General features: G+C 54.1%; 11 protein-coding genes. 8 read left to right on the plus strand and 3 right to left on the minus strand.

Features of this window, described 5'->3' with window-relative positions; translation table 11 throughout:
* Window positions 1-77: 77 nt before the first annotated feature.
* Complete coding sequence (locus tag CYPRO_RS14255) at window positions 78-995, plus strand: tetratricopeptide repeat protein (protein ID WP_114985256.1); 918 nt, start codon at window positions 78-80, stop codon at window positions 993-995.
* A gap of 192 nt (window positions 996-1,187) precedes the next feature.
* On the opposite strand, the gene CYPRO_RS16780 is transcribed toward CYPRO_RS14255, so the two are convergent.
* Entirely contained in the window at window positions 1,188-2,987 is a 1,800-nt protein-coding gene (locus CYPRO_RS16780) for a T9SS type A sorting domain-containing protein (RefSeq protein WP_240644769.1), read from the minus strand.
* Between the two features lie 566 nt (window positions 2,988-3,553).
* Here CYPRO_RS16780 and CYPRO_RS14265 point away from each other — a divergent pair.
* The 6 genes from CYPRO_RS14265 (at window position 3,554) to CYPRO_RS14290 (ending at window position 11,716) form a co-directional block, all read left to right on the plus strand.
* Window positions 3,554-4,180, plus strand: coding sequence for a Maf family protein (locus tag CYPRO_RS14265; protein WP_114985257.1), 627 nt, complete (start codon window positions 3,554-3,556; stop codon window positions 4,178-4,180).
* 88 nt (window positions 4,181-4,268) lie between these two features.
* Window positions 4,269-6,239: a tetratricopeptide repeat protein gene (locus CYPRO_RS14270; RefSeq protein ID WP_114985258.1), complete on the plus strand. Its 1,971-nt coding sequence runs from the start codon at window positions 4,269-4,271 to the stop codon at window positions 6,237-6,239.
* A gap of 43 nt (window positions 6,240-6,282) precedes the next feature.
* On the plus strand, window positions 6,283-7,644 hold the full coding sequence (locus CYPRO_RS14275; protein WP_240644770.1) for an asparagine synthetase B: 1,362 nt from the start codon (window positions 6,283-6,285) through the stop codon (window positions 7,642-7,644).
* A gap of 77 nt (window positions 7,645-7,721) precedes the next feature.
* Window positions 7,722-8,516 (plus strand): nucleoside triphosphate pyrophosphohydrolase, encoded by a 795-nt coding sequence (gene mazG, locus CYPRO_RS14280; protein WP_114985259.1) that lies wholly within the window; start codon window positions 7,722-7,724, stop codon window positions 8,514-8,516.
* 293 nt (window positions 8,517-8,809) lie between these two features.
* Window positions 8,810-9,970 carry a citrate/2-methylcitrate synthase gene (locus CYPRO_RS14285; RefSeq protein WP_114985260.1) on the plus strand — a complete coding sequence of 387 codons (1,161 nt, stop codon included), beginning with the start codon at window positions 8,810-8,812 and terminating at the stop codon, window positions 9,968-9,970.
* A 291-nt stretch (window positions 9,971-10,261) separates the two neighbouring features.
* Window positions 10,262-11,716 (plus strand): GH3 family domain-containing protein, encoded by a 1,455-nt coding sequence (locus CYPRO_RS14290; RefSeq protein ID WP_114985261.1) that lies wholly within the window; start codon window positions 10,262-10,264, stop codon window positions 11,714-11,716.
* Window positions 11,717-12,329: 613 nt separating this feature from the next.
* On the opposite strand, the gene CYPRO_RS14295 is transcribed toward CYPRO_RS14290, so the two are convergent.
* Complete coding sequence (locus CYPRO_RS14295) at window positions 12,330-15,083, minus strand: phosphoenolpyruvate carboxylase (RefSeq protein ID WP_114985262.1); 2,754 nt, start codon at window positions 15,081-15,083, stop codon at window positions 12,330-12,332.
* A 304-nt stretch (window positions 15,084-15,387) separates the two neighbouring features.
* A complete protein-coding gene (locus CYPRO_RS16615) occupies window positions 15,388-15,534 on the minus strand; it encodes a hypothetical protein (protein WP_164682822.1) in 147 nt (48 codons plus the stop codon).
* A 615-nt stretch (window positions 15,535-16,149) separates the two neighbouring features.
* Here CYPRO_RS16615 and CYPRO_RS14310 point away from each other — a divergent pair.
* Window positions 16,150-16,908 carry a hypothetical protein gene (locus CYPRO_RS14310; protein WP_124245630.1) on the plus strand — a complete coding sequence of 253 codons (759 nt, stop codon included), beginning with the start codon at window positions 16,150-16,152 and terminating at the stop codon, window positions 16,906-16,908.
* Window positions 16,909-16,916 lie beyond the last annotated feature (8 nt).

Consider the following 16,916-nt stretch of genomic DNA (forward strand, 5'->3'; position numbering starts at 1 on the left):
TCGAATAAACTGCGCCCTTCATCGTTCTGTGAGCCCCGGCAACCCTATTCTCTGTTTAAACCGTATTCTGATTTCTCATGGCAAACGCCCGTTTTCCGGCTCTGTCCCTATTTCTCATCTTATTCATGCTAAGCCTGTGCGCTGAATCTATGGCTTCAGACCGAAACAGCAACGAAGCACTCTTCACCGACGAACGCCTGCACAGCGCTATTCTTGCATTCTACGCCAGCGACTGGCATACCGCTCAGGACCTGATTAACGAGCTCAAAGACGATCATCCCGGTCAGCCGACGGTGTATTTTTATGATTCCATGATTCCGTTCTGGGCCTATTTTTTTGCGGGCTCTCAGCCTGAAGACGCCCGGAACTTTCTGCAGCGCTCAGAACGTGCCATCGATATTTCCGAGCGACACCTGCGGACTGCCCGCAACGACACTTCTACAGTATTGCTTTTGAGCGGCCTGCACGGCTACCGCAGCCTTGTTGCCGCTTCCGAGCGCGAGTTCCGCACCGCCATCCGCAGCGCCATGACCGGTTTTGGCTACACCCGGCAGCTGCTTGCGCTGAACTCCAACGACCCCAATGCACAGATGGGAAGGGGCGTGTTTAATTATATGATGGGCACCATCCCTTCCGAAGTCCGCTGGGTAACGAGCTTTGCAGGGCTAAGCGGAGATCGTGAAGCCGGGTTCGCACAGCTCGAAGAAGCCGCACAGGCTGACAGCTACGTAAGCATTGATGCGCTGATGATTTTGACTTTCTTGTACCTGCGCGATGGCGAGTATGCGGAAGCCAAACGGACTTCGGCACGCCTTGTGGAACTTCATTCGGAGAACGTCATTTTTCTCTATCACCATGCGCAAAGCCTGCAGCAACTCGGCGAACATGAACAGGCAGCCGCCTATTTTCAAAAAGTCGTAGCGCTCGATCATGAAAAACTCAAACAGCTTACGCAAAGCGCGAGTAAACAGCTTGCTCTGCTGACCGAAGGCTGAAACATCAACAGCTTTCAGCTTTTTCTTCCGCCCTTTTTAAGCGGCGAAACATGCGCCACGTTTACTGAAAAAGGCACTGTCGGTTCCCCGGCAGTGCCTTTTGTATTTTGATTGAGAGAGATGGAAATATAAAAAATCAGCGCCGCATACGGATATTTTTTTGAAGCGGCGTCTTCCTTTTGCTGAACATGTTTAGCGCACGAGACTCATGGTTCCGCTCAGCATTATTCCGTCGCCGACGGTTAGGCTGTACAGATACATGCCGCTTGCGAGTCCTGTGGCGTCGAATGCTACCGTGTGCCGCCCGGCACTCAGGGTCTCATTCGAAAGGAGGCTTGCGACGCGCTGCCCGGTTAGGGTGTACACCACCAAACTTACCTGATGTGTTTCCGGAAGCTCAAAGCTGATGTTGGTGGTCGGGTTGAACGGGTTGGGGTAGTTTTGCAGCAAGCTTACTGAAGCGGGCCGTTCATCGGTATAGCCGCCTATATCGCCGCTTGAGGTGGTGTTCTGAAACTGGAAGCGGGCTGCTACCGGCGAGTGATCAGAGGTGGTGTCGAAGTAATCCGTGATGAAATCGGTAATATTTACGACGCGCTGCGAGCCTTCAATGAGCTCATCCGCGAGCTGATTGGTCACAATGATGTGATCGATCATACTGCCGGTTCTGAAGGAGGAAAACTGTCCTTCTTCAAGGCTGAGCGAAACCGGCAGGTAGTTGGGGTCTTCCACGAAGTTTTGATAGGGCGAAGGCTGATTGTTCCAGGTTGAAACCAGGAGGCGGTCGTTGTAATCTCCGAAGAAAATCACGTTGTCGTCCTGCCGGTTGGCGTCGAGAAAGGTTTTGAGCTGCTGACTCGCATTCACGCGCTGCTGATAGGAGGTGGGGTCCGCAAATGCTTTGGCATGCACGCCGTACGCCCAAACTTCACGGGTTTCGTTGCCAATGGTGACATCCATACGCATCCACAGGGGAAGGCGGCCCGCCCAGTCGCCGGGATTCTGACCGGTTGAAAGCAAGCCAAAGCCGCGGGGCGTGATGGTATCGAGCCGGTACAGGAAAGCGGTGCGCTGTGTTTGTGTGTACTGCGCCAGGTAGCCGCCATAGTCTTCGAGGGCGTTCACCAGCTGATTCCAGGTGGCCGTGTTCGCAATTTCCTGGAAGGTGTAGAGGTCTGCCCCTACGGTTTCAATGACTTCGATCACATTTTCAAACTGCAGCTCAACATCGTCAGGGCCGTTTTCGGGATGACCGAACCACTCGATGTTCCAGGTTACGATGTCGAAGGTCTCTTCGGAGGTGAGGTCGTCGCCGGGGAATATGTGGCCGGTATCGGCTGCACGGCGCGGCCATAGCTGCGCGTTGCCGGAAGCTGCGGCCGCAATACCGATTACGGTCACACCCGGCTCTGGTGCGGGCGTATTCACAACCGGCGCCCGGCTCTGAATGCGCATGGTGCCGTCTCCGAAATCATCAATCATGGCATAACTTGCGTTGGGGCGCAGGGCTCCGACCCGATCGACGGTCACGTTGTCAATGCTGACGAGCTGCCCCTGAAAGTCGTTGGTGGCGAGATCGGCCAGGGTAATGGACACCGGCTCCACGATCCGGTTTCCTTCGGGGAAGACTTCAAACTGTGGCGTGGGATTTTCGATCTGCAGGAGGCCGCTGCCGGGAATGCCGGGGATGTTGCCGAATTCACGCAGCTGCCCGGTTACGACCAGCGAATCGCCCTGCGCAATATCGATATCGAAGGTTCCGGTGCGCATGAGCGGGCCGTTAAACCAGGCCATGCCCCCGGTCTCATCCTGGAAAAAGACGGGGCCGCGAAACTCATCCGTAACCGTGACCCAACCGGCTACCGTTACGGTTGTGCCGAGGGGCAGCTGCCGGGCTTCAGCTATGGGAATGGGCGTTTGCTGTGCCTGTGTCTGCACCAGCAAGCCGCTGAACATAAATAAAAAGAGGAGGCTGTAAACGTACTTCTTCATAAATAAAAAGTGTTTTTGGGGGATTAACTTTGAGGCGCCATCCGGCAACCGTCCGGGCAGTCGAATATTATTTTGAGTTAAAATAAGAAATGCAACCGATTCTGAGATTTGGAATTACAACAAATCCGGAATCCGGGGTGATCGTGCCCTGCTCTTTTATGATAGCACTCCTGTCGTTTCAATACTGAAAACGATTGATACATCTCGCCCCTGCACCACAGCTGTCTTTTGGGGCAGGACGGTGCAGGAGACTTGCGGAAGGCCTGCCACTTCGTTTAATCCCTTTCAGCGCATGTTGCCGCATTGCAGGGGCGGGTGTTGAGCCGGGGATTTCATAGCGGGCACGGAGCAAAAAAAAGCAAGGGCCCCATCTTTGGTTTGGGAACCCGGAGTCTGTCGCCCAAGCTCCTGATGTTCACGAAGTTTTACCAAAACAAAAAGAAAACCGGTGTCAGCTGCACAGCACGGCTCAGGCCCGGCGTTTTGGGCTGCCCGCCTTTGCCGTAGTTTGTGTACCTTATGCGCTTTGTCTGATTTACCGCCCATTTCAACGATACAGTAAGCTTTTGGAAACAAACTCACGCCTTATTCTGGCTTCCGGCAGTCCGCGGCGCCGGCAGCTTTTGTCGATGCTTTACCCTGATCTCATGGTCATGCCTTCATCGGTTGAGGAGCCGGATTATGAGGAGGGAACCCCCGCGGCTTATGCCGAAGGGCTGGCGCAGCTTAAAGCCGCCGATGTTGCGCGAAAGCACCCCAACGCGCTGGTCATCGGCGCTGATACGATTGTGGTGCTCGACAATCAGATTTTGGGTAAGCCCCAAAATGCGGGTCATGCGTGTGAGATGCTGCGCAGCCTGAGCGGAAACACGCATACGGTGATCAGTGCCGTCTGCCTGATTCGTACGGGCAGCGAACTGGCGGAGGGCCGGTTTCAGGGTATGAGGCTTTTTTCGGAAGCAACCGAGGTGACCTTCGGAGCGCTTAGCGATGCGGAAATTCAGCGCTATGTTGCGGGCGGCTCTCCGATGGATAAGGCGGGCGCTTATGGCATACAGGATGACCTGGGTGCCCTTTTTGTTGCGCACATAAGCGGGGATTATTATACTGTAGTCGGCTTTCCTATGCGGCGTTTTTACACGGAAATAGCGCGTTTTGCACCGGCGCATATTCCTGAAACGCTCAGGCCCTGAAATCTCTTCATCATAAAGCCATGCGCAAGGCGTTGACCTGTGCTATGGCTGTAGTCCCTGTATTTCTTACCGATATTTCTCATAATTTATGCTAACTCGCAGTTTGGGCCTGGTTGTGCTCCTTGTTTTTTTTGTATTTGATGCCGTTATCGCACAGCAACGGGTAAGCTTTCAGCGGGCCAATCAGTTTTACTCACAGGGGGAGTATGAGCTGGCGGCGGATATGTACCGGGAGCTGCTACAGCAAAATCCGGAAAATATTCCGGTGATTGACCGGCTTGCGACGACGCTTGTGCAGATGCGGCAGTATGAGGAAGCCATTGAACTGCTGGCTGATTTCACCCGGCAAAATCCGGGTTTTCCGAATTTATCCGTCCGGGTTGGCGAGATTTACCATACCAACGGACAGCGGGATGAGGCGCTGGCGTGGTGGCGTAAAATCGTGGAGCAAAATGAGCGCAATGTGCAGGTGTACCGGCTGGTTGCAGAATCGATGGTGAACCGGCGGGAGCATGAACAGGCCGCGCGGCTGTACCGCGATGCGCGCGGGATGCTTGGCAATGAACAGGTGTTTGGTTTCGATATCGCGCAGAATTTTACCGCCGCGGGTTTGTATGAAGAAACCATGCGTGAGTACAGCCATCTGCTGCGGGTCAATCCGGGTTTTATTCACGCCATTCAGCGACAGATTGCCCGGTATGAGGATGATTTTTTCCTGGACACCGGGATTATGGAATTTGAAGAAGCTTCGCGCAACCTGCGTCAGGGCAGCGAAGAGTGGGTCGGGCACCGGCGGATGCTGATCTGGCTTTACAACGAGCGCGGGCTGTACCGCCGCTCATTTACGACGGCTCAGAATCTGGAAGACCGGCTCGATGGTGCAGATTTTCCGGTTTTTGAACTGGGTCGCAGGCTTGTGAACCTGAACGAGTTTGAACTCGCGGAACAGGCGTTTGAGCGCTACACCAACACGCCTTCGCACGAACTTTTTGTGCAGGCGCGTCAGCAACTGTCGCAGCTCTACATCCGGCGTGCACGCTACCTGCTCAGCTATAACCTCGATTTTGACGATGAAGCGGCTTCCCTGCACGAAAAAGCCTATACGCTGCTGAGTGAAATCCCGCAGGAAGCTCCGCAGTTCAGGGGAATGGGGGAAGTCTATGCGGCTCTTGTGGAGCTTTCACTGGATTATCTTCGCGATCTGGATCGGGCTGTTTCCTGGAATGAACGCTTCGATGGCGTAGCCCGAAGTGAGCGCGACCGTATCACGGCGGATTACCTGACAGGACGCATTAGCCTTTTTGAACAGGATTTTATGCGGGCGCGGCTCGCTCTCAGTCGTGCCAACAGGGCTGCCGGAACAGGTGAAATGGCTGAGAAGACGCGGTATTTTCTGAGTCTGGCGGAGTTTTATTCGGGCGAGTACGAGTTTGCGCGCCTGCAAATGCGCTCGCTGCAGCGTCAGACGACTTCACTGTATGCCAACGACGCCCTGCGGCTGCGGAGTCTGCTGCAGGAAGGCATTGTTCAGGATAGCGTAAGTTCACAGCTTCGGGACTACACCCGGGCCCTGTTCGAATACAACTCCGGAAACAAAGCGGCTTCTCTCGAATTGCTGCTGCCCTTCATGCAGTTTTCGGCCGGTCAGCCGCTTCAGACCGAAGCCCTGCTGCTCACCGCCCATCAGCTCCGTCACCTTGCCCCTGATATTGCGTTCAGCCTGATCCACACGTTCATCGAAGGCGGACAGCCATCGGCACAGCGGGAGCAACTGTTTTGGGAGAGAGCCCGACTCGCGGAGTCGATTGCACAGGCCGGCACACCCCAGCGCGACATCAGCGGGGCGCTGCAAACGGTTGTGCGTCAGTTCCTTGAACAGGCCGCACAGCAAGCGGACAGCAAAACGGGATCATTCACCGACAGCCGTTACACCATCAGCGACGCGCTCGATCTCTCCCGCGCCATTTTTTACTATGAAGAGCTCATCATCGAGTATCCTGCGGGGTTTTACGCGCAGGAAGCCCGCGAACGCATACGGCTGCTTCAGCGTGCAAGCTAACCCATTTTTCACATCATCTCAGCAACATCTTCCCTTTCGTGCTATGAACACTATTTCCTATTTCCGCACCCTGCTCCTTGCCTTTATTTTTGTACTCACGGGCAGTCTTGCCGTGCACGCCCAATATGTGCTGATCCCCATGGATCAGTCACAGACCAATCACCTGAAAGCCTACGGCATTGTTTATAATCAGATTGCCGAAGGCTACAGCGCCAACTGGCTGCTGAACTACCGGGGCGGAAGCTTCCTTGCCCGGAATCAGGGTGAAATCGTGCGCAACGCCCGGCTGCGGAATGTCCGGATTGAGCAAATCACTGACGCTCAGGCACAGCGTATCATTCGCGAAGTAGAGAGCAACAACTCGAACACGGCACTGGTGCCGCTTCAGGAAGCACCGAGTATCGCGGTTTATTCTCCCGCACAAGCGCTGCCCTGGGACGACGCCGTAACCTTAGCCCTTACCTATGCCGAAGTACCTTACGATGTGATCTATAACGACGAAATTCTGGAAGGCGCCCTGGAAGAATACGACTGGCTTCACCTGCACCATGAAGATTTCACCGGGCAATATGGCAAGTTTTGGGCGGCCTACCGCCACACGCCCTGGTATCAGCGTCAGGTGCGGGAGCTTGAAGAAATGGCAGCCCGGCACGGTTTCACGAAAGTCAGCGACATGAAAACCGCCGTAGTGCTGACCATCCGTGATTTTGTAGGCAACGGCGGCTTCATGTTTGCGATGTGCTCGGCAACCGACACCTTCGATATCGCTCTCGCTGCTAAAGAAGTAGACATTGTACCGCAGGAATTCGACGGCGATCCGGTTGATGCCAATGCCAATCAGCTGCTCGATTTCTCCCAAACCTTTGCCTTTGAAAACTTTGAGCTTACATTCAATCCCGCAGAGTACCGGCATGGCAATATTGACGTGCCCGTCCGGCTGGGTCAGCTCGACGAAGCCCTGGATTATTTCACCCTGTTTGAGTTTTCAGCCAAATGGGACCCCGTGCCTACCATGCTCACACAAAATCACGTGAGTAGCATTAAAGGATTTTACGGACAGACCACAGCTTTCCGGATGGAAACCATCAAAAGCAATGTGGTTATTTTGGGACGGAATTCCGGACGTGATGAAGCCAAATACATTCACGGGAATTTCGGTGAAGGCTTCTGGACGTTCTACGGCGGGCACGATCCCGAAGACTACACGCACCGCGTCGGTGATCCGCCTACTGACCTCGACCTGTTTCCCAACAGCCCCGGTTACCGGCTGATTCTCAACAACATCCTTTTCCCTGCAGCTGAGCGGCAGGAACTCAAAACCGAGCGGCCATATCCTGCCTCCCAAAATGCGCAGCTTGCTTTCGCCGACGCCATGGAGTTTGTGCGCATACAGCACGGCCGCTGAGCCCGGACTTCTTCTTCCCTCTTTCAACCCATCTCACAAACATCAATTTTAAAAACACAACACAAAGCTTTTCTCTGATGGAATCCTCCCCCCGCTTCACCGCAGCACCAACCCGTTCGTTTGATGACTTGCTTCGGGTGATGCACATCCTCCGGAATCACTGCCCCTGGGACCGCAAACAGACGCACGAATCCATTCGGGACCTGATGATTGAAGAAGTGTATGAAGCGATTGAAGCCATTGATGATGGCGATATGGAAGAGCTGAAAAAAGAGCTGGGTGATATTTTACTGCACGTGGTGTTTCATGCGGAGATGGCGCAGGAAGCCAAAACCTTCGATATGGGGGATGTGATCTTTGCCATACAGGACAAGCTCATCAGCCGTCACCCGCACGTGTTCGGGGATACGGAAGCCGGCAATCCGGAAATCGTGAAGCAAAACTGGGAAAAGATCAAACAGCGCGAAAAAGGGCGCAAATCGGTACTGCAGGGCGTACCGGCACACCTTCCGGGCTTGTTACGCGCACAGCGCATGCAGGAAAAAGCGGGCGCTGTCGGGTTTGACTGGCAAACCTGGCCTGAAGCCTGGAAAAAGCTGGATGAAGAACTGACCGAGTTCAGGGAAGCGCTGGAAAAGCAAGACCGCGCCGAACAGGAACGCGAATTCGGCGACCTGTTGTTTTCGCTCGTCAATGTCGGTCGTCTGGCAGGTCTTGACGCTGAAAATGCGCTTCGGACAACCAACAACAAGTTTCACAGCCGGTTCACGTATATAGAAGAAAGCCTGTCTAAACAGGGCCGCACAACCGCTGAGAGCACACTTGAAGAGATGGACGCCCTCTGGGATGAAGCCAAACAAAAGCTTGGCTAATATTTAGCGAATTTACGCTAAATTTTTTATATTCACAGAATACACATAGCCTGAACGGGGGTTCATATTTTCAGTTTAATGCTGTTTTCTTGATATCCTGATTTACGAAAAGCGCTTTTCAGGCTGTGCTTAAATCCTTCGCCTGTAAGTACGGCTGATGACAGACTTATTGTGAGCCAACACCGCTATTATTATTGAATGCGCACAGCTGTCAGATCCGGATATTGAGTCAGGCAACACCTTTGAATACTATTAACACCAACTTACCAAAATCATAATTTACGGAGTACTTTATGGCGATTAACATCAACGACATTGACTTGTCACAATATCCGTACCTCGACAAAGGACTCGAAGGCATTGTAGCTTTTTCATCAAGAAAGAGTAAAATCGACGGTGCCAAGGGCGAGCTTTCTTATGCGGGCTACGACATCGATACCCTTGCACGCAACTCAACTTTCGAAGAAGTTTGCTTCCTTCTCTGGCATGAGCGTCTGCCCAACAAACAGGAACTCGACGAACTCAACGCAACGCTCACTGCCGAGCGCGATCTGCCTGAAACCGTGCTGAACTACCTGCGCAGCGCCAATCCGAAATCCGAGCCCATGGCGGTACTGCGTACTGCCGTTTCCATGCTTGCGGATGATGACGAAGAAGTACTCGAAATGAGTCATGAAGCTTCACTGCGCAAATCCATCCGCCTCACCGCCAAAACCCCAACCATTATTGCAGCCTTCGACCGGGTGCGTAATGGCAAGGAAATCGTAGCGCCTTCCAAGAAAAACAGCATTGCCTTCGACTTCCTGTACATGCTCAACGGGGAAGAGCCCGGTGAAAACGCAACCCGCACCATGGATGTATTGCTCATCACGCACGCTGAGCACGGCATGAACGCATCTACCTTTACCTGCCGCTCCATCTGCGCGACCCTCGCAGACGTGCACGCAGCGGTTACCGGTGCAATCGGCTCACTGAAAGGCCCCCTTCACGGCGGTGCCAACACGGCTGTAATGAATATGCTCAAAAGCCTTGACCCCGATACCGATATCGTAGCATTCATTAAAGGCAAACTCGAGCGCAAAGAAAAAATCATGGGGTTTGGTCACCGCGTGTACAAGACCTACGACCCGCGCGCCAAATTCCTGCGCCTCCTCGCACAGGATCTCTCCAAAGAAGTAGATATGGAGTACCTCTACGAATGGTCAGAAGCCATTGTGAAGGTAATGAAGGAAGAGAAAAACATCGACCCCAACGTCGACTTCTTCTCTGCCACCGTGTACTACTCCATGGGGATTGAGCCCGACCTCTACACCGCCATCTTTGCTATGGCACGCATGAGCGGCTGGACCGCCCACTACCTCGAGCAACTTGGCAACAACCGCCTGATTCGTCCGCGCCTGTTGTACCTCGGCGAGACCGATCTGGAATACTTCCCGGTTGAAAGCCGCTCCTGATCAGACTTCTGACGTTTACCCGGGTAACGGAAAACACCAAAAGCCGCCTTGCCTCGTGCAGGGCGGCTTTTTTGTTTGGATCACCCCCGGTTCAGCCTCTTACCCATTCCACCCGGTTTATGCGCCACAACGCAGTGCAACAGCGTGTGCGTTAATCCGCCTTCCGGGCACAAAGCGGGTGAAGAGCGCTTCCAAAGACACACAAACTTTATTTAGCAAATTGGCCACTATTTCATACTTTTGCTGTCACCTCAATTTTCCCCCAACGATTTGTAGTCCTCCTCAGCTGGCATGAAATCAATCATACAGGCTCAAAACAACATCCTTGAAAAATACCTGCAATTTGCAGCGGATACCGCTTTCGGCAAAAAGTACGGCTTCAAAAATCTAAAGAGCTATCACGAATTCAGAAAGACCGTACATATCACCAGCTTCAAAGACTACGACACGTACCGGGAAGCTATCAAACGAGGCGAACCCGACCTCACCTGGCCCGGCACCTCCGGAAAATTTGCCATTTCGGCCGGCACAACCGGCGCCCCTAAAGATATCCCCATTTTTCCGGAGCGTGAGCGCAGCGACAAAATCTTTCTCCGCCGCGTAGCCCTCTCCTACCTGCGGAAGAACCCGAACATCTTCAAAATCTGGGGCAAGCAAATGAGCCTGCCGGGAACCATCGAGCGCGACCCGGATTATCCCGGGGTATTATTCGGAGAAATCAGCGGACACCTTGCACTCATGGCCCCGCCTGTACTTTCCCGAATTCAGATTTTAGAGCCGCAGCAATCCGTCTGGATGACCTTCAAAGACAAGCTTGAAATTGCGGTAGAGCGCGGTGTGAAGCACGATTTGCGCGTACTCACCTCCCTGCCCTCGGTCATGCTCCGTTACTTTCAGATGGTGCTGGACTACACCGGAAAAGACCACATCGGGGATGTTTGGCCTAACTTCCGGCTCCTCGTCTCCGGCGGAGAGCCGCTCCCCTCCTACAAAAATCACCTGCAAAAGCTGTGTGAAGGCATGCCGCTGCACTTCATTGAAAACTACGGCGCTTCTGAAGGCTACTTCGCCTTCAACACCCATCAGGACCGTACCGACATGAAGCTGGTCGTGGACAACAATGTTTTTTATGAATTTATCCCAAACCCATCACAAAACCGGGACGAACTCTACCTGCAGGAAACCATCCCGATCTGGGAAGTTGAAGCCGGAAAACCCTACGCGATGGTCGTTACAACCAACTCCGGCCTGTGGCGCTACCTCCTCAACGATCTGGTGATTTTCACCGACCTTTCACAGCCGCGAATCCGCGTTGCGGGACGCGCAAGCGACGTGCTCGACAACTACGGCGAGACCATCGAAGCCATTCACGTGCAGGAATGCCTGGAGCGCGTCACCGCCAAAACCGGCGGTATCTTCTCAAGCTGTACGGTAGGCGTAGTGCATGAAGACGCCAAAAAAAGCCCGCATCACGTCTGGTTCATCCGGTTCGCCGAACGCCCGCAAGACCTTCAGGCCTTTGCCAAAGCCGTTGATGAAGACCTTGCCCGCACCAACCGCAGCTACAACATCCGCCGCAACGGCGACGCCATCGGCATGCCCGAATTCTATGCACTCACGCAGGAAGCCATCACAAGCTGGCAAAACGAACACACCAAAGTCAAAGCCCAAACCAAATTCCCCCGCATGATTCATGATTCTGAAAAATGCCTGAGTCTCATGAAGCGATGTGAGAAGCTGGCATAGACAGCGCTCTGCGTTTACGGTAATGCTGATTTTGCAGCCTGAACGCAAGCAAGCGAGTAATGGCAGCAATGATAATTCGTGAAACCAGCTATAAGCCTGAATCCCGCTGCAAGCCATCTTCCTGCAGCGGGATTTTTTTTGGGGAAAACTCCGTGAGCATCAGGTGTTCCGGGACAGGCTCCGGGCCCCCAAACCTAAGACAGGGCCCCTTGCATTTTGGGATTCGTGGCATAAAAAATTTCTGACACTCAATGTAAACCGCACCACATGAACGGAGCCGTTGTTGCCCCGGTAAACGATTAGCCAAGGAGAAATAACCCGGGATCCGGGCTTTGGGAATTGGCCATTTGGCCGTACGCAGGCACATGTAGAGACACAATGCATTGCGTCTCTACGCGGGGTTTTGTTACGGGCTGCGCCTGTTTCCCGCGGGCGCGGGGGAATGGCGCGATCCCAAAAGCAACGCATTTGCCGCAGGTTTGGGAGGTGCGGCCTGTCACCCAAACGCCTGATGCTCGAGGAGTTTACCCAAAAAAAACAGCAACCCGACATGGTCAGGTTGCTGTTTTTGATTGATGAGGGGTGTACCAAGACCTTCGAAGGCCGGGTCCGTTTATCCGGTGGTGCCGAGGCCGCTTGCGATGGCGTTGAGGACGAGCAGGAGCTCGGGGAGCATGTCGTCGGCTTCTTTGGTTTTGCCTTCTGCTTTGAGGGCGCGCCAGGTTTTGAGCTGACTGATTTGAAGGTCGTGCAGCGGTTTGAGACGCTCGGCGCGGAAGCCCATCATGGTGTACATGCGCGGACGGCGCTCCTGAAGCGGGTGACCGTAGAGCACTTCCAGCATGCTGCGGGTTTGCTCAAACTCGTCCAGAATCTGCGTGAGGCAGGTCTTGGCGAGGTCTCGGTCATCAACGAGGGCGGCGTAGGCCTTCATGATTTCGGTGTCGGTGAGGGCGATGGCCGAGGAGGCGTTGGTGATCACGTAGCGGAACGGCATGAAATCCACGGCGTGCCGGCTGAGCAGTGCGAAGGCTTCGGCGTCCTCTTTTTGCAGGCGGGCGAGGGCGCTGCCGACCCCGAACCAGCCGGTGATGAAGAACCGGGCCTGACTCCAGCTGAATACCCACGGTATGGCGCGGAGGTCACCAAAGGTGCGCTTGCCGGTCCGGCGTGCGGGTCGGGAGCCGATGCTGCTCGATTCGATGATATCAATGGGCGTAGCCTGTGCAAAGAAGCGCACGAAATCGTCGTTATGCACGAGTTTCTGATAGCTTTCGAGGCTGTACTGATACAGCTTATTTACAATGCCTTCGAGCTGATCGCGCAGTTCGGGCGTGAGGCGGCGGCCCTTTTCGGGCATCAGGCTGTTGCCGGTTGTGCCGGCCTGCAGCAGCTCGAGGTTGTAGAGCGCGGTGAGCGGGTTGGCGTATTTCTGGGAAATGACCTCGCCCTGTTCGGTCAGGCGCATATCGCCCTGAATGGTGCCGTGCGGCAGACCGGCGATGAAGCGGTGCGTCGGGCCCGCGCCCCGGCTGATGGTTCCGCCCCGGCCATGGAAGAATCGGATGCGGACATCATGCTTTTGCCCCGTTTGGGTGAGGGCGAGCTGCGCGGTATGCAGGCTCCACAGGCTTGCGAGGATGCCGCCGTCTTTGTTGCTGTCGCTGTAGCCGACCATCACCTGCTGTGCGCGGGGCGCATTCAGGTTTTCGGACCGCCATTTCAGGCTGTTTTGGGTGATGGGGTGGCTGAGGAACGTATCCAGGATTTCCGGTCCTTTTTCGAGATCTCCGATGGTCTCCAGCAGGGGTACGACCGGCAGCACGCAGGCCATGCCGTCCGGGGTACGCGCCATGAGTCCGGCCTCGCGGCACAGCACATACACAACGAGCAGATCGGAGAGGCTGCGGGTCATGCTCACAATCAGAGAGCCGAGGCCGTCGTAGCCGTTGCGCTCAATATAATGATAGAGCACGCGGTAGCAGGCGATGACCGCATCCGCTTCGGTGCCCAGCCCCTCGTAGCGGCGCACGTACGGGCGGGTTGATTTCAGCTCTTCGCTGAGGTACGCAAGGCGGCGCTCTTCGGACCATTCCGGGAAGTTTTCGGCATCCTCCACGCCTGCGGCTTTGAGCAGCTGCGAGAGGGCGAGGTCGTGGAAGCGGCTGTTCTGCCGGATATCGAGCGCGGCAAGGTGGAACCCAAAGGCGGATATTTTCCGGATGACGGGCTCCACATCCAGCCGGGCGATATCTTTGGCATTAATGGCACGGAGGGAATCTGCGAGCAGGCGCAGGTCTTCGAGCAGTTCATGATAGCTGCCATATCGCACGCTGCCTTCGGGGTTGATGCCGGAAGCTTCGGGCAGCATGAGCCGCATCAGGTTTAGAAGCTGTCGCCAGGGTTCTTTGGCGTTGCGCTGCACCGCTGCACGCCCTTTGCTTCCGATGGCTTCGGACAACGCATCAATGCGTCCCTGCAGCATTTCGGGGGTCTGAACCTCAAACTGCGAGAGGCTGAGCCTTCGGGCCAGGGTATCGAGGTCGGCATCAATCATTTCCAGCGCGCTGCGGCGCAGGGTTTCGAGGGTGTCGCGGGTAACGTCGGAGGTCACAAACGGATGCCCGTCGCGGTCGCCGCCGACCCAGTTGCCAAAGCCGATACGCGGCAGCGTATCGGTGCCTTCGAGCAGCACGGGGTCGAAGCCGGTTTCCTGCCAGGCATCGCGCAGCCGCTGATCGAGCAGCGGCATCACGTTCGGGAATACTTTGGTGAGGTAGTGCAACACATTGCGCAGCTCATCCTGAATGCTTGGTTTCTGAAGGAACACCTGACCCGTAAACCAAAGCCGCTGCATGGCCGCCCGGATTTCCTGACCGATCTGCTGTTTTTCCTGCGCCGTCCAGACCTTGTTTTCGCGCTTCACCATGAGCAGGTAAATGGCGCGGAGCTGATCAATCATGGTTGAACGCTTGCTCTCTGTGGGGTGCGCGGTCAGGACCGGCTCAATCCGGGTTTCAGGCAGGGCGGCGGCGATGTCAGCGGGCGCTACGCCGGCTTCCCTGAGCTGATGCAGGGTTTTGCCCCACAGCCCGGAAATGCGGGCAACGCCGTGCTCGTCTTCGAGCTTACGACGCAGCTGTACGGAGGCGTTTTCCTCCACAATGGTGATGAGCTGAAAATAAATCGAAAAAGCCTTGCTCAGCCGCTCAGCGCCGGGTTGCAGGGCGCGCTTACCGTCGAGCATATCGGCAATATCATGTTCCCCGGCATCGCGCAGCATGCCGGTGTAACAGTCATGCAGGAAGCGTAAATCACCCTTAATCTTATCGAGTTCGATGCTGTCATCGGTTGTGCTGAAATACATATCTGCTAAATTATATTGGGGTTGGAAGGAATACCGTATAATCGAACCTCAATATAAGAAAAAAGCAAATTGCCAGCATGAAGCAAAGGTGAAGACGCAGGAAGTGGAAACGGCTGCCGGGGCTGGCCTCGGCCGACCGCGCTAATGGAAGCTTTGTTTTTTGGGGGGGGAACCCCGTGCACCTCACTGGCTGCGGCGTAGTTTGGAAATCCCAAACCTAACGGAAGGTTCGGGGTTATTTTCCTTTGCTGCGCGGAATATCACGACCTAAACCTAACAGCCGCTTTTAGGGGTTTCGCCCTCCTTAAATACAACTCAGCACCGCCTCCACATGGCTGTCCATGCGGAGGTTGCTTTCGTGGGCGAGGCGGATGCAGCGGTCGGGGCCGATCAGGAAGGTCAAGCGGCGGGTCAGCAGCCCGAAGAGGGTGCAGCCCCAGGCCCGGTGCATGGCGCCATCGGTATCGGAGAGCAGAGGTCAACCGACGACCGACCACCGACGACCGCCTGACAGGACCCCAACTCCGCACCCGGCCAAAACCCAATTTTTTACAGGGCTACAACTCATGCTCAGCTATGGAGATCACTTGAAAGACATCGTTAAGGGCAGCCTGCCCCTGAATCACAACACCGGGATAGATATGTTAAATTATATTAAAATTAAATGGGGGGGGGATCGGATTGACTTTTACAACTGCTGCCCTTTTATTGAAAATATTAATTCGTATGAAGAGGCCGGTCACAGGATTTCCGGCCGGAATGCTTTGCCGAAGCTTCTGAAAATGGGAGTTGAGCGCAAATGAACGATGGGTCAGCCTTAAACCGGCTCCATACCCTGTATTTATCAGACCCCAATATACCCCCCCCTAACCAGCTTACCCGGAGTTATTCATCTTATTTTGATTAGGGCGAATGTAACGGTACTGCTGTAACCTGTTAGAAATAATAATCATAGAAAAAATTCTACTCGCATCCTGCATTTAAGAGACTTTGAGACTAACCCACGTTTTCTCTTAGCCCATACTCTCAAAAATGCACATTACTAATTTTGATTTGATAGTATCCTATGAATAGAAAAGTTACTTCTAAAGATAAAACCTATGTTATAATCAATTTGATAATTATAACAGTGTTGATTGCCGCCCCCCTTCATGCACAAGACAACCCGGCTACCGCCTCCGAACCGATAACTCTTGACGGAAGAAAGGCCCTGCAGTTCGGAATAGGTTCAAATTTGACGCTGACATCTGTAGAAAATGCCGTTATTTCGTACAAATGGATGACCGGCCAAACAAGGGGTTACCGGCTCAACCTGAGACTTGCGGCAGATTATCAAGACAGGAGTCAGGATCGTACAAACCTTCAGGAATTTAACTGGACTTTGGAGGAACAATATCGAACAACGTTAGTTATAAATGTGGGGGCAACGTTTGAGTTTCTGCGCTATCATGAAGTACACAACCGCTTGTTCATGTATACCCTGATCGGCCCGACCATTGATTTCAGGTATTATGATTGGGTTATCAATGACCTTGCTTATAATAATACAAATGGCGATTCAGAGCTTTTAATGGATCGCGAAAGGAAAAGAAATGAAACACGAATCGGCGGCGGGGCCACTGCCGGGATTGGGCTGGAGTGGTTTGTAAACCCCTATCTCAGTTTATCCGGTGAGTACGCACTTTCATTACTTGCTTCTTACCTGATGATTGAAGAAAAGAACTCAGGGTTTCCAGCAATGTCGTGGGAAACTTTTTCAAATGAGATCCTTGAATTTTCGCTTCAGGGCAGCGGTGCGCGCATTCGGTTGTCTGTTTATTTTTGATGCCATTG

The sequence above is a fragment of the Cyclonatronum proteinivorum genome, from assembly GCF_003353065.1.
GTDB lineage: Bacteria > Bacteroidota > Rhodothermia > Balneolales > Cyclonatronaceae > Cyclonatronum > Cyclonatronum proteinivorum.